Origin of the sequence: Lysinibacillus sp. 38-6 (genome assembly GCF_046245175.1) — a bacterium.
GTDB lineage: Bacteria > Bacillota > Bacilli > Bacillales_A > Planococcaceae > Lysinibacillus.
Map to the genome: position 1 here is coordinate 2799317 of NZ_CP176417.1, position 14701 is coordinate 2814017.

Consider the following 14701-nt stretch of genomic DNA (forward strand, 5'->3'; position numbering starts at 1 on the left):
AAATCCGCAAACTTCATCCACTTCTATAAAGAGATTAGAGCTACATTACACGTTAAAATATCTTGCATCTGGATGTGCAAAAACAATTGCAGAAACAGAAGCTTCTGGCTCCATCATAAAGCCTTCTGTTAAATGAACCCCAATATCTTCAGGCTTTAATAAGCCAAATAGTTTCTCTTGGTCTTCCAAGTTCGGGCATGCAGGATAGCCGAAGGAGAAGCGTTGTCCTTGGTATTTTGCAGCAAAACGGTCGCGCATTGTAAAATCTGTGCTGTCAGGGAAGCCCCATTGATCTCGAATTTCTTGGTGCATACGCTCTGCAAAGCCTTCCGCAAGCTCAAGAGCGGTTGATTGTAGGGCATGACTTTCAAGGAATTTCCCTTCCTCTTTTAGCTGGCGAGCTGTCGCCATTACACCTTGACCAGCCGTTACCACCATCAGTGCAATATAGTCCATTTCCCCACTATCTACAGTTTTCAAGAAATCTGCTAAACACATAAATGGTTCAACTTGTTGACGAGGGAAAGTAAAACGTTCAATTTCCGTTTTACTATCTGACGGATCATAAACGACCACATCATCACCATCCGCTTGTGCTGGGAAGAACTGATACAAGCCAGAAGGTTTCAATAGATCACTTTGCAAATAATCATCGACTAACTCTTTTAGTTCTGTAGCACGTGCATCCCCTGCATCAAGCAATTGCTGGACTTGTCCTTTTAACCCTAGGTGATGACCAATTAATGTGCGCATATTTACATATGGATATAAATGTGACACTGAATACTCCCTTTTCACATGACGACGAACATCCGCTGGTAGGAAGACAGGCGCATCTTTTATTGTACGAACTGGCTTCACTGTCACTTCTTTCACAGGTCGCGCTGCACGTTTTTCATCTGCTTCTAATCGTTTTTGACGTGACTCTGCTATTTCAGCTAAAAAGTTTTCTCGCGTTTCAGCACCCATTAATAGATTTACTTGCTCTAGCCCTTGCATCGCATCTTTTGAGTAAATAACAGGACCTTCATATTCATTGGCAATTTTCGTTTCAGTAAAGCGACGAGACAACGCCGCTCCCCCTACTAAAATCGGCACATCAATACCCGCAGCTTTAAAATCTTGCGCAGTAATGACCATCTGCTGTGCAGATTTAACAAGTAAGCCTGACAGTCCGATAAAATCCGGTTTTTCTTTTCGTATAGCCTCGATTAACTGAGATGGCGTTACTTTAATACCTAAATCAACCACTTTGTAGCCATTATTACTTAAAATAATATCTACAAGGTTTTTACCAATATCATGTACATCACCTTTTACAGTAGCAAGCACCATTTTCCCTTTACCGGAACTGTCCTCATTTTTCTCCATAAATTGCTCAAGATGTGCGACAGCTGCCTTCATAACGCCTGCTGATTGTAATACTTCCGCTACAATAAGCTGATTGTCATTGAATAAACGCCCAACCTCCGCCATCCCTTCCATCAATGGTCCATTAATAATATCAAGCGGCGATTCAAAAATTTCACGAGCAGCATCCAGGTCTTCAATAAGCCCTTCTTTCGTACCTTCTAAAATATAGTAAGCTAGGCGCCCTTCCACTGTTTTCGGAATATCCGCTTCTGTTTTCTCTTTCTTTTTATCACGATAAAAATCAGTGAATACTGCTAATGTTTCATCATTTGTATTAAATAATAGATCATTTGCTAGTTTAATTTCCTCTTCAGGAATCGATGCATAACGCTCTAGCTTCTCTGTATTAACAATTGCGTAATCCAAGCCCGCCTGTGTACAGTGATATAAATAAACTGCATTTAATACTTCTCGGCCAACTGGCGGTAAGCCGAATGAAATATTACTAACACCGAGCACGGTTAATGTGCGCGGCATTTTTTCTTTTATAAGACGAATACCCTCAATCGTTTCAAGTGCTGAACCAATATATTGTTCATCCCCTGTACCAACTGGGAACATTAACGGGTCAAAAATAATATCCTCTGGCGCCAAGCCCCATTTCTCCGTTAATAATTGATAAGAACGCTCGGCAATTTCTAATTTACGATGACGATCGACCGCCATCCCTTGCTCATCGATCGTACCGACAACTAAGGAACCACCATATTTTTTCACTAGTGGCATTACCGCATCAAAACGTTCTTCCCCATCCTCTAGATTAATAGAGTTAATGATGGCTTTCCCTTGTGAAAATTTAAGTGCTTCTTCAATTACTTTTTCATCCGTAGAGTCAATAACGAGTGGCACCTTCACTTTTTTAACAACCTCTTGCATAAAGCCACGCATATCAGCTAATTCATCACGGTCAGGGTTTGCTAAACAAATATCAATAACATGTGCCCCATTTTTCACTTGTGCACGTGCGATTTCTGCTGCTTCCTCATATTTACCATCAATAATTAAATTTTTGAATTTACGAGAGCCAATAACATTTGTTCGTTCCCCAATAAATAGCGGACGCATCGAATCATCGTACACTAAAGGCTCAATACCAGATACAACATGACCATGTGTACTTTCCGGCAATTGTCGTGGCTTTTCATCTTTTAGTACTTCTCGAATCGCTGCAATATGGGCTGGTGTCGTACCACAACAACCGCCAACAATATTTAGCCAGCCTTTTTCAGCAAAGCCTTTTAATTTTTGAGATAAGGACTCTGGTGATTCATGATAGCAACCTTCTTCATCAGGCAAACCTGCATTTGGATAACAGCTAATATAACCTGTAGAAAGCTCCGCTAACGAACGAATATGATCTGTCATAAATTCTGGACCAGTTGCACAGTTTAAGCCGACTGATAATGGCTTAATATGCTCGATTGATATGTAAAAAGCATCAATTGTTTGCCCTGCTAGCGTCGTACCCATTGGCTCTATCGTACCCGAAATCATCACAGGTAGCTCTTTGCCTGTCTCCTCAAATGCACGTGAAACCCCAAGCGTTCCCGCTTTGACATTGAGCATATCCTGACTCGTTTCAAGAAGTAGCACATCTGAACCCGCTTCAATGAGTGCCTTTGCCTGCACATAAAAATTCTCTTCAAGCTCATCAAATGTAATACCGCCAGTGACCGATAATGTTTTTGTTGTCGGCCCCATAGCCCCCGCTACAAAGCGAGGCCATTCTGGCGTAGAAACCTCATCGACTACTTTGCGCGCAATTTCTACTGCACGTTTATTTATTTCTTCCGCCTTCGCTCCAAGATTATATTCATTTAATACGAGTGGCGTACCACCAAACGTATTTGTACAAATAATATCTGCACCAGCCTCTAAATATTTTCGGTGAATCTTTTCAAGCACATCAGGTCTAGTGAGCACAAGATTTTCGTTACAACCATCGAGCTCCTCGCCCCCAAAATCTTCTGCTGATAAGTTTTCATTTTGAAGCATTGTACCCATAGCGCCATCTAGAATTAAAATTCGTTTCTCCAGTTGCTCTTCAATCAAGTGCTTAGCCATCTATACTTACCCCTTTTTTCTGTTCATCCAATTGCTCAATATATTTCATTAACTCCAGCGTCATATCATAGCGTAAAAACGGTGTTATTAAATAAATACCATTAAAATATTCTGCAGCTACTTCTACTAATTCTTTGGCAATTGCAATCCCTTCTAATGTTGAACGTTCTTTATCTTCACCACATGCCTTCATACGTGACAGGGCATCGTCCGATAATTTAATACCTGGTACTTCATGGTGTAAAAATTCAGCGCTCTTATAGCTCGTTACTGGCATTATGCCAATATAAATCGGTGTCTCTAAATGCTTTGTCGCCTCATAAATTTCGATAATTTTTTCTTTCGTATAAACAGGTTGAGAAATAAAGTAATCTGCACCATGTTCGATTTTTTTCTCAAGTCGAGCTACCGCACGATCTAATACACGCACATTCGGGTTAAAGGCTGCCGCAACAGAGAAGTTCGCCTTTTTCCGCAACGGCTTCCCGGAAAACGATATCCCTTCATTTAACTGCTTAATGAGTTGAATTAGCTCCATTGACGATACATCATAAACACTTGTCGCACCTGGGAAGTCACCAACCTTTGTTGGATCTCCTGTAACCGCTAAAATATCATGAATACCAAGCGCATTTAAGCCCATTAAATGTGATTGTAATCCAATTAAATTACGATCACGACACGTAATATGCGTCAACGGTCTTACACCATGTGTTTCCTTTAATAGCGCACCCATCGCCACATTACTAATGCGGGGAGATGCAAGAGAATTATCTGCCATCATCACGACATCTGCGCCAGCTTCATATAATTTTTTCGCACCTTCTATAAAGCCGTCAATTTCTAAATGTCTAGGTGTGTCTAACTCCACGATAACCGAGCGCTCACGCTTTACCTTTTCATGCAAAGGCTCATACGTTGCAGGTTCTGCTTCGCGTACAACTTCTACCTTTTCAGGCTTTGTAAATTTCTCTTCAACAGGTGTTAACTCTTCTAAATATTTTTTCGCCGCTGCTATGTGCTTCGGTGTCGTGCCACAGCATCCACCGATTAATCGCACACCTTGGTCACGTAATGCAACCGCTGCTCGACCAAAATAATCCGCTTCTGACTCATAAACGACACGCCCATCCTCTAAATCTAGTAATGAAGCATTTGGATAAGCAGACATAAACGCTCTTTCAGGAAGCTCAACACCTTCGAATGCTTGAATAGTATGATGTGGGCCTAAACGACAATTGACGCCGACTACATCTGCACCAAGCGCCTCAAGTTCATGTAATGCTTGATTTAACGCCATGCCATTTTGCAACACACCTGGTTCATGCATCGATACTTGCGCAATAATAGGTAGCGCTGTTTTGGCACGTAACATTTTTAACGTTGCACTTAATTCTTCGAAATCATAATATGTTTCAAGTAAAAGACCATCCGGATTTCCTGCAAGTAACACAGTCGCTTGCTGTTCAACAGTCGTTAAAATTTCCTCTAATGTTGCATCGCTTTTACGAATACCACGGATGCCACCAATTGTGCCTAACACAAATTGCCCGCCATCCGCTGCTGCTCGTTTTGCAATTGTAATTGCTGCTTCATTAAATTGCTGAACTCTTGATTCTAAACCGTAGCGCGCTAATTTAATCGCATTGGCACCATATGTATTCGTTTGAATCACATCTGCACCAGCAGCAATGTATTCTCTATGAATTTTTTCTATTAATTCGGGTCTCTGTACATTCATTTCTTCATGGCAATACTCCAAGCCGTAGCCATATAATACAGTACCAATGGCACCGTCAGCTGTTAACACATGCGTTTTTAATTTTTCTAGCAATCCCATAAAACGTAGCCCTCTCTTTCGTTATACGCAAAATATAAAAAGCCTTCTTTTTACATAAAGAAGGCTTTAACGAATCGTAATTGTTTTTCCTTCTCATCTTCGACCAGCGTGGTCTTCTGGATTTAGCACCTGACATACGTTGGTTGCTGAAGCGTCATCGGGCCAGTCCCTCAGCTTCTCTTGATAAGAATTTAGTATGAATTTTTCAAATAATTAAAAGAATCATATCGTTTACAGGCGATAGAGTCAAGACTATTTCACTTAACAAAGGAGATTTCTTCAGAAAATTATCTTATTTCAGCTTTATTTCACCTGACTACCAATGCTAGAGGTGACACTTTTTAAGTAGGGGTACGAGCAACATTACGCTACAGGTTGCGCTTTCCGCGGGCAAGCACCGAGCCGCTTCCTTCGCTAGGCTCAGTCCAGGGTCTCGGTTTGCTTGCTGTTCCCGCTGGAGTCGCAACATTTCGCTCCATTAGTATAGTCGGTATATCATTAAGAAATATGCATTCTGGTTTCCGCTTTCCCCCGTAAGAGTCAGTCACTATTTCTAGCCTCGTAAAGTTTTATAGCATATATACGAGCAACATTTCGCTACAGGTTGCGTTTTCCGCGGGCAAGCGCCGAGCCGCTTCCTTCGCTAAGCTCAGTCCAGGGTCTCGGTTTGCTTGCTGTTCCCGCGGGGGTTGCAACCTTTCGCTCCATTAGAGGATTGATTCGGGATAATTTAATTATCGTAGTTTTTTAGCAAGCTCTTCGCCTATTTGCTTACCATTTTGTATGCATGCACCAATACCTACACCGAAATAAGAACAACCAGCTATCGATAAATTTGGATACTTTTCTGCAAGTTCGGCTGTTAAACCTTTCAACGCTTCATGATGTGCTAAATCATATTTTGGCATTTGATCAATCCATTTAGCTACATGGACAACAGTTGGTTTATCATCAATGCCTAAACTTTTCTTCACATCTTCTAAAGCGACAGCTGCTAACTCTTCATCGGTCATCTTCCGTAATTTTTCGTACGCTGGATTGATGCTCTTATAAAAGAGTCGTACAAGCAACTTATTATTAGCAGATGTATGCTTCCATTTTCGACTTGTCCACGTTGCTGCATTGCACTGGACATTGGAATTATGTGACACAATAAAGCCAGTACCATCTGCTGGCAATACTGCATCTGGCACATCAAACCCGAGATAAATTGTGATGGCAGAAGCTGTAGTAAATTCATTGAAATAATGATCCAATGATGGGTCCTGCAATAAGCTTTGTACCGCTTCATTCGGCAATGCTAATACAACATGCTCTGCCACCAGCTTCCTACCATTTGCTAATGAAATGGCATATTGCCCTTCCTGTTTCTTGACACTTGTTGTTGCTACGCCTTTCAAAATTTCTACTTCTGTTAAGGTAGCTTCAAGACGCTCGATTAGTGAGGATAAACCTTTTTTAAACGAAATAAATTTTTTATTGGAAGCTTTCATAAATTGTTCGCGATTGGCATCAAAGCCCTTAATAATACTTCCGTATTCATTTTTATAATCGATTAAGTAAGGCAAAGTAGATGCAATGGATAGTTGATGTAAATCACCAGAATATACCCCCGCTAGTACTGGTGCAATTTGATTTTGCACTAGCTCTTCCCCTAAGTAATATGTCAAAAACTCGCCTATCGAGCTTTCTTTCGTAAAGCCTTTATTCGGCATCGTTAAATCTTGCAATGCGATTTTTTTACCCGCTTCTGATACAAGTGTACTTGCTTCGAGTGAAGCTAAACTCATTGGAATACCGAACGTAGAATCAGCAGGTATTGCATGTAGCTCGTCATTTGTATAGATATAAGATATCCCTGTTTCGTTGTACACAAGCTCCTGTTCAAAATGAAGCTCTTGCACTAATTCCATAACGCCCTTATGACGGGCAACAATAGAATCAGCACCCGCTTCCATAATAAAACCTTGATCATATATAGAGTGCAACTTACCACCTAAGTAAGTATTTTTCTCAACAAGCACTAGTTTCACGTCTATGTTTCTTTCCAATACTTGACGCTGTAAATAATGCATCGTACATAATCCAGTAATGCCGCCACCTAATACAACGATAGTTTCCATGAAGAATCGCCCCTAATTTCTTTATTTATCTCCTTTTAGTATAAACTGTTTTGACAAACATTTATCTTCAATCCATTACAAATTTCGCAAATATTTGCCGGCAAATTGTTTGAGAATTGTTTGAGTGCCTGGCACCTAAAAAAATCCGCTGTGCTTTCTGTCAACAGGGCAAGAGCATACAGCTTATGGCTCTTATCCTGCCTGAGGAAGGCACAGCGGATACTATTATTTATTGGTCCTTGAATTTTAACGAAGTGTTGCCATTTCAACACATAAACATCAATTAGTTTAAGTTTTGCGCTACGTTAGCTAATTTATCTGCAGAATTGGTTACTTCATTAAATGCTAGCCCAAGCTCATGAAGAACATGAGAAATTGCTTGAATTTCTTTTTCCATACGATCATTTTGACTCTTAGCTTCTGTCATAGCATCGAGTATTTTGTTAAACTGCCCTTCCGTTTGGGCCATGTTTTCCTCACCAGAAGCAACCTCTGCCTGAATATGGTGAAGCGAGTGAGCTAGCTTATCTGTGCGCTCTGTTGTTTTTTCTAATAGTTTTGCCACAGATGTAACTGATTCTTTCGTTTGACTAGATAATTTACGCACTTCATCTGCAACAACACTAAAACCTTTCCCTGCTTCTCCAGCACGCGCTGCTTCAATAGCCGCATTTAAAGCAAGTAAATTCGTTTGATTGGCTATGTTCGTGACAACATTCATAATCGATTCCATTTCCTTAGACATATCTGTTAATTGTTTAATATTGTAAGAAATTTCATCGACTGATTGTATAATGTTACACATATTTTTAGATTGATGCTGTAAACGGTCACGACCTTCTACGGCCTGACTTTCAGCTAACGCACTAACCTGTAACGATTTTTTGGCCAATTGCTTAATTTCATTTGATTGATTGCTTAATAGATGGAATGAAGCATTCGTTTCTTGAGAAATTGTCGCAAGCCCCTCTGAAGATTCCACAATGGTTTTTTCCACCGCTTCTTTTTCACGTTCAACGTTTTCCTTCAGCTGCTCAACTGTACTCTCAAAAGCTTCTAATACAAGTTGCTGCTCGAAATTTGAAATTTTAGAAATAGCTCGTATTGTATTGAATTGGTCTACTGGATTCGCTATATGGTTTTCGACTAAATCAATAAATGACAAAGCTAAATCTTGGAAAGCACAAATATACCATTGTGTTCTTAGTCCAATATGTACATGTACTTTTGCAATACTTACTCGTCTTTTATAAAATTCCTCATCTATTGTGCCGTTAAACATTTCAATAATATGCCGGCGCAATGTAATCTTCAATTTATCTACGGAACTATGTTTATTAATAATATCAACTAAACTTTGCTCAGTTCCTACCATGGCATAAAATCGGTCAACGATGTGATTAATGTTGTCCTCAACAAATGGTTTAAAAGCTTTTAAATATTGTAAATCTTGTTTTGTCAAATTTAGCATTTCAATCTGCTTCACCAATGTTCGGGAATTGGGCACATCCATTGTCACCGAGTATTGTTGTAAATCTAACGCCATTGTCTTTTTCTGTTTTTGAAAAATCACACTTTTCCCTCTTTCATGTACAAGTTCTTTTGAAAAGCTGAGCAACATGCCATTTCCGTTTACCCAAATATACTGATAAAAATATAAAAAAATACCACGACCGTTAATAATTTAACAATAAAATAATATAACAAAATAACATTATAATAATCAATAATGCATTATTTTTTCAATTTGAAATTACTCATTTACATTATACATTTTAATATTAATTGTCAATTTATATTAACCTATTTTTTACCATTTAGCACTATAATATTTAATATTAAACAAAACAGGAATTCAGCATCAAAATGTCATAAAAAGTATGTATCAACATTTTTCTTTAGCCATATCTACGCTCTTTTTTATCTTTTACAAGTTCTATTATTAGTAGTCCATGCATAATTAAGTAGCATCCATTTCAGCATTATTCAACAATTAATTTCATAAGGGTCCATAAACCTAACAAAACCCCCGAAAACACTACTAAAATACTATTATCACATTCGCCAATAAATAGTAATAAACACCTAATACTTTTTTATCTAGTTTGCGTCTCTCCCCGATTATTTTATTATGTTATGATAGGCACACACAATTTTTCTTTCAGCCATACATTTAACAATAAAAAAACGGCAACGGTTCGTTAATGAACCGTTACGCGTTTTTATTGTTTATCTAATTCCTCAAGTAAAAGCGTCGCTTCTTCTATACCAGCTTCCACAGCGAGTCCGTACCATTTTTTAGCCTCTTTTATATTTCGTGCTAGCCCTTCGCCTTTATTATAAATATGACCGAGCTGTAACTTTGCTTCCGGATCACCCTGAAGCGCCGCTTGCTTGAACCAGTGTATACCTTTTTCAATATTACGTATACCTGTTAAACCCTTGCTCCATATAAAGCCCAAATCATAAAATGCATCAACATGGTATTGTTCAGCAGCTCGTTCAAACCAATACAATCCCCGATTTACGTCACGCGTTTGCCCTAAATGACCTTCTAAATAAATTCCACCTAGTCTGTATTCCGCTTCAACATAGCCAGCCTCAGCAGCTTTTTTATAATAGTTAAAGGCTTGCTCCTCATCGACTGCAACGCCTAATCCTTGCTCATACATAATGCCCAATGTAAACATTGCCTCGGCCACGCCGTGCTTTTCAGCAACCTCGAACCACTGTTTTGCAAGCTGCATGTTTTCTGCTACACTTTCCCCATTAAAATACATATCGGCTAAGTTATTGGCTGCATCTGCATGCCCCTGTTTTGCGGCAGCTTCATACAACATAAAAGCTCGATCATAATTTTCTTCTACAGCAATCCCCTCAAAATAATAGTTCGCAAGGGCGTATTGCGCATTGGCATTACCTTGTTTTACTGCGACTTCAAACCACTTCACCGTTTTTTCGGGTTGGAAATCTGCACCATCGTTTGTACTATAATATTCCCCCAGCTCAAATTGAGCATCTGCATCTTGTTCTTCAATGGCAGCTTTGTACAAATCAATAATTTCCTCATGATCTAAATCTTCCTCTTCAAAAGCATCTACTGCTTCGTCCTGATTGACCAAATACCATTCCAGTATATCGAGAACATCATCAACAACCTCAGTTGTATAAGCTAACTTTTCCAATGAAGTAATTTGCCAAATTAAAATATAAATTGGTTGTGGGATCGCCTCACGCAATAAATCATCATACTCCGCTAACAGCGTTAAGACATTTTCTTGCACCGTTTGTGTTTGTTCTGGATGTACAACTTGTAAATGTCGTTGCTTCTTTTTTCTTAACAAGCCTTGAATAACTTGATATAACATTTTTTGCAAGGTCGTCAGTTGTACTTCTTCCAATATAAGTAATGTTACATTTTGTGCAAACCATGTATTCTCTATTTGTGGTAGCTGTTGTAAAGACTCAGTGCGCTCCTTATTTCGCTTTGCTAAAAATGGCCCATACATTTGTTTTCCCCCCTTGCACTATGTAAAAAAACTGCCTCGCTATTATTATATGGAAGGCAGTTGATGAATGGTTACACATATGCTCTTAACATAAGTCCAATAAATAATGTGATAACGAAAAAGAACGTGACATGTAACCACTTAGACATTTCTAATAAACCGATAAATTCACGGGTAAAAGCGTTAGGGATATAATAGTACGCCGTTTTGGAGCCGATGCCTTGCGCATCTAGTTTTGCCTTTCTAGCGTAAATACTTGCACGAAATACATGGAAGTTATTCGTCACAAAAAGCGATCGGTATTCCCTTCCTTGCGCATGCGCATCCATAATTGCCTTTGAAAACATCATATTCTGTTCTGTATTGGTCGACCGATCTTCTATTACTATTTTCCGATTCGGTATTTGGTGTCTTTCAATCAGATATGTTTCCATCGCAATTGCTTCTGACACTTGTTCATCTTGCCCTTGCCCGCCTGACACGATAATGAAAGGACGTTCCCCATATTTCCGATATTGCTTTACCGCCTCATCTAAACGGCTAGCCAAAAGAGGGGGAACTTTGTCGCCGATTAAGCCTGAACCAAGAACAAGTATATAATGAGGTTCATAGGTAATCGGTGTGAAATGATAAATAACAGCATACAGCATTACACTTGTATATAAAAAGACTGTATAGGCAAAGATCAAAAACGCATAAAAGAAAAGAATATGCCAAAATCTATTTTCAATATTCATAAAGAATACGAAGACATAGCCAATGATCATGAGCAAGAAAACTAATCCAAAAACAGCTAATACTAAATTCCGAATGCTGCGTCCTTCTTTTTCAAGCAAAATTTTACTATTGAAAAACATTGCTATGGATAATATCAACATTATACCTGGGATAATACCGAACAACGTCATAATGCCCATCTTAGACACAATACCCTGTTCGTTAATAAATAAATCATAGTGTGTAGCTATCGCTATAAAGACAGTTAAACCGATTAATCCTAGAACGACTGCGTTAATGAATCGTCTTTTTTCTGTAATATATAGCATTAAAAATACTGAAATTAATAATGTCACTGCTGGAAGCATTGCATTTACTCCTTTCCTCCCTTTCTATTCCCCATTCAGCAAGATGCTGACACCACTTGTTCATATATTGCAAATTTCCTAAATTAAAGATAGTGAATATTTTATTTTTCACTATATTTCATGTAAAATTACTATTAAGAACTAGTTTATGACAAAAAATAAAATTATTTTGGAGGAATGTAAGCAATGAAAAAAATTCTTGCAGCTCTTTTTGCAGCGACACTTATGTTTGCTTCAGTTGGTGCAACACTATTCATAACGGACACACCGACTGCTGAAGCAAAATCATATAAGTCAGGTAAAAAAGGCTTCTCAAACAACAACAACAGTTCAAATATTCAAAAATCTCAGGATAATTCTAAAGACCAAAACAATGCCACAACAAATAAAAATAATTCGACATCTACAAACAAAACAGATACAACAACTGCGAAAAAAGGTGGCTTTTTCTCAGGTGGTCTTATGAAAGGCTTAATGCTAGGTGGTTTAGCAGGTCTACTATTCGGTAGTCTATTTAGTGGTCTAGGTATGCTTGGTAATATTTTAGGCTTATTAATCAACGTTGCTGCCATTGCCGTGATCGTCATGCTTGTCGTTAAAATTATCAACATGTTTAAAGATAAAAAACGCAAAGAACAGGAAGCGACACAATGGCACAAATAATTAGCGAGCAAGATATTATCAACGCTATTTGCCTATCACAGGCCTACCATAAAAATATTCGCCCCGAAGACGTCCTTGTTGAGCTAACGTACGACGATGAGACAGGCTTCGGTGCAGAAGTTGAAACAAATGGTCAAATCGAAGTTTTCAACACTGCTGCTATGATTGGTGCATTACGTGTGTGGATAAAAGACGTCCTTCATGGAGATCCTTTTTCAACAGGCATCGAGCTAGTATTAGATGATGAAGAAGGCATTATTGCCAAACTATCATAGCTAAGGCTTCTGCTGAAGCAAAATAAAACGAATAGCCGTTCAATAAATCTTACAGTCGATTTATTGAACGGCTTTTTTTGAACGTCCCCCTCTGCAATATGAAGGTTATTTCAATCGTTCACTGAAGCTTACAAAGATTTTAGCTGCATGGCTACGCTTGGTTGAAGCTTCAGGAGAAAACTTCCCTTCACTCCCTGTCACAATGTCAAGCTCATATAGCATTGTAATGGCATCTTGCGTTTCAGCATTATAACTAGCTATATCTGTGAACGGCGTTTTATTTTTCACCACATAAGCTTGATTGTGCTGTTTTTCATATGCGCGTTTAATCATCAGTGCTAATTGCGCACGTGTAATAGGTTGGCTCGGATTAAACTTGCCTTCCTTTCCTTTTACAAGTCCATGCGCATAAGCTGCCGCAATTTCTGCCCTTGTATTGGCATCGTAGCTTGCAATATCAGTAAAGGGTGCATTGTCAGTTGTTGTTAATCCTAAGCTTCGAACAAGCATTGATGCAGCCTGAGCGCGTGTAATAGTTTGTTCCGGCCTAAATGTACCATCAGCATAACCTTTCATAATGCCTTGCGCAGCCGCTTTGTGAATGTACGCTGTTGCCCAATGATTTTGAATATCTGTAAACTGTACTGTACTACCTGTTGTAAACGTTGCTGTTGGACTTTGGACACTTTCATTACCAGCCGCATCTAGCGCTTTAATGGCAACTGTATAGGCAGTATTTTCCGTTAAATTATCTAGTGTTATAGCCATTTGGTCAGCGTTTACTGTAGTGTAAAGCTTATTATTTACATAGACATTATACTTCGTAACCTCTTCATTATCTGTCGCTGCCAGCCAATTTACCTTTGCTGTGGAGCTACTTTCCACACTAACTCGGATAGCAGAGGAAGCATCCCACAATGAACTTGCTTTTATAATCGGTAAAAATGCTTCATTTGCTACAGCGAAATAACCTGCTTCACTTAAATGAATATTTTCCGGATTTGGTAAATAGCTTGCCACATCTTTAGCCACGACATCTAGAGTTGGCACAAATATTGCTCCCGCTTTTTCTGCTGTTGTTTTTATGGACGCATTCATAATACCTAATAGCATTTTAAATTGCGTCTGTAATTCTTCATTATAATAAGGGAAAGAATTATAGTATCCCATCACGTAAATTTGCACTTGCGGATTCAACTTTTTAATTTCCGCTAATATAGTTGCAATATTTTTTATCGCTTCTTGCGACGCCTTTAAAATAGCCGCAGTATTTATGCCCGTTGTTGCTGTCTCTTTTAAAATTGGCAATAAGTCATTCGCACCAGCCGTTAACGTAATTAGCTCCGCTTCCTTAATTGACGCTCTAAGTTTTGTGCTATCATTTGTGTAACCAAAGCCTGTCACCGGTTTCTCTACATCTGCTTGTAAATCTGCCAAAATATTTTTCGTTGTATAGCCAGAATAAGCAAAGCCTTTATTGTAAGAAGTTAATAAACCATCTTGTTGCAATGCCTGTGCAACAAAATCCGTATAGCCAAGACCAATTAGGCCCATTTCATTCATGCCATGTGCCAATGAATCACCTAGCGCTACGTAATCGGCTTGTACTACCCAGCTTGGCGCTATATGATCTGTCGTCTTCTCCGCACTTGCCCCTACAGGTACTGTTAATTGTAAAGCTAGTACACTTGCAGCTAAAAAACGAAATTTCTTGGAAAATTGCATATAC

General features: G+C 38.9%; 9 protein-coding genes and 1 riboswitch. Of the genes, 2 read left to right on the forward strand and 7 right to left on the reverse strand.

The window, feature by feature from the left end; genetic code table 11:
- Positions 1–45: 45 nt before the first annotated feature.
- The 6 genes from metH to ACKVEV_RS14410 all read right to left on the reverse strand — a co-directional run bounded on the left by metH (position 46) and on the right by ACKVEV_RS14410 (position 12034).
- On the reverse strand, positions 46–3477 hold the full coding sequence (gene metH, locus ACKVEV_RS14385; RefSeq protein ID WP_409367049.1) for a methionine synthase: 3432 nt from the start codon (positions 3475–3477) through the stop codon (positions 46–48).
- A complete protein-coding gene (locus ACKVEV_RS14390) occupies positions 3470–5317 on the reverse strand; it encodes a bifunctional homocysteine S-methyltransferase/methylenetetrahydrofolate reductase (protein ID WP_409367050.1) in 1848 nt (615 codons plus the stop codon). The genes metH and ACKVEV_RS14390 overlap by 8 nt, the downstream gene beginning before the upstream one ends.
- A gap of 90 nt (positions 5318–5407) precedes the next feature.
- Positions 5408–5507, reverse strand: a riboswitch (SAM riboswitch).
- A 544-nt stretch (positions 5508–6051) separates the two neighbouring features.
- Positions 6052–7440 carry a protoporphyrinogen oxidase gene (gene hemG, locus ACKVEV_RS14395; protein WP_409367051.1) on the reverse strand — a complete coding sequence of 463 codons (1389 nt, stop codon included), beginning with the start codon at positions 7438–7440 and terminating at the stop codon, positions 6052–6054.
- 283 nt (positions 7441–7723) lie between these two features.
- Positions 7724–9013 carry a methyl-accepting chemotaxis protein gene (locus tag ACKVEV_RS14400; protein ID WP_409367052.1) on the reverse strand — a complete coding sequence of 430 codons (1290 nt, stop codon included), beginning with the start codon at positions 9011–9013 and terminating at the stop codon, positions 7724–7726.
- 649 nt (positions 9014–9662) lie between these two features.
- Positions 9663–10949, reverse strand: a complete 1287-nt coding sequence (locus tag ACKVEV_RS14405) for an SEL1-like repeat protein (protein ID WP_409367053.1) — start codon at positions 10947–10949, stop codon at positions 9663–9665.
- Between the two features lie 71 nt (positions 10950–11020).
- Positions 11021–12034, reverse strand: a complete 1014-nt coding sequence (locus tag ACKVEV_RS14410; protein WP_409367054.1) for a YdcF family protein — start codon at positions 12032–12034, stop codon at positions 11021–11023.
- A gap of 186 nt (positions 12035–12220) precedes the next feature.
- Here ACKVEV_RS14410 and ACKVEV_RS14415 point away from each other — a divergent pair, with 186 nt between their 5' ends.
- Both ACKVEV_RS14415 and ACKVEV_RS14420 read left to right on the forward strand, forming a co-directional pair.
- A complete protein-coding gene (locus ACKVEV_RS14415; protein WP_409367055.1) occupies positions 12221–12697 on the forward strand; it encodes a hypothetical protein in 477 nt (158 codons plus the stop codon).
- Entirely contained in the window at positions 12685–12972 is a 288-nt protein-coding gene (locus tag ACKVEV_RS14420; protein WP_409367056.1) for a DUF2653 family protein, read from the forward strand. The genes ACKVEV_RS14415 and ACKVEV_RS14420 overlap by 13 nt, the downstream gene beginning before the upstream one ends.
- Before the next feature lie 105 nt (positions 12973–13077).
- On the opposite strand, the gene ACKVEV_RS14425 is transcribed toward ACKVEV_RS14420, so the two are convergent.
- Entirely contained in the window at positions 13078–14697 is a 1620-nt protein-coding gene (locus ACKVEV_RS14425) for an S-layer homology domain-containing protein (protein ID WP_409367057.1), read from the reverse strand.
- Positions 14698–14701: the final 4 nt, after the last annotated feature.